Source organism: Puniceibacterium confluentis (assembly GCF_007923445.1).
Taxonomy (GTDB): domain Bacteria; phylum Pseudomonadota; class Alphaproteobacteria; order Rhodobacterales; family Rhodobacteraceae; genus Puniceibacterium; species Puniceibacterium confluentis.
Window position 1 is genome coordinate 1 of record NZ_VOJI01000110.1, and the last position, 584, is coordinate 584.

The window sequence follows — 584 nt, forward strand, 5'->3', positions numbered from 1 at the left end:
ACGGCTACAATTCAAGCGTGGTACCGTGATAGGTTGCCACCTGTGCAATAAGTCCATTCGTGAAATTTCCTCACTACTAAATATTCCACGGTCAACTGTTAGTGGTATCATAACAAAGTGGAAGCAATTGGGAACAACAGCAACTCAGCCACGAAGTGGTAGGCCACGTAAAATCACAGAGCGGGGTCAGCGCATGCTGAGGTGCACAGAAGTCGCCAACTTTCTGCAGAGTCAATAGCTACAGACCTCCAAACTTTGTGTGGCCTTCAGATTAGCTCAAGAACAGTGCGTAGAGAGCTTCATGGAATGGGTTTCCATGGCCGAGCAGCTGCATCCAAGCCTTACATCACCAAGTGCAATGCAAAGCGTCGGATGCAGTGGTGTAAAGCACGCCGCCACTGGACTCTAGAGCAGTGGAGACGTGTTCTCTGGAGTGACAAATCACGCTTCTCTGTCTGGCAATCCGATGGATGAGTCTGGGTTTGGCGGTTGCCAGGAGAACGGTACTTGCCTGACTGCATTGTGCCAAGTGTAAAGTTTGGTGGAGAGGGGATTATGGTGTGGGGTTGTTTTTCAGGGGTTGG

At 50.2% G+C, this 584-nt stretch carries 2 protein-coding genes; both read left to right on the plus strand.

The window, feature by feature from the left end:
• Positions 1 to 25 precede the first annotated feature (25 nt).
• Positions 26 to 238, plus strand: a complete 213-nt coding sequence (locus FOY53_RS24265; RefSeq protein ID WP_500690374.1) for a helix-turn-helix domain-containing protein — start codon at positions 26 to 28, stop codon at positions 236 to 238.
• Entirely contained in the window at positions 202 to 474 is a 273-nt protein-coding gene (locus tag FOY53_RS24270; protein ID WP_146592546.1) for a hypothetical protein, read from the plus strand. Before FOY53_RS24265 ends, FOY53_RS24270 begins: the two co-directional genes overlap by 37 nt.
• The last annotated feature ends 110 nt before the right edge of the window (positions 475 to 584 follow it).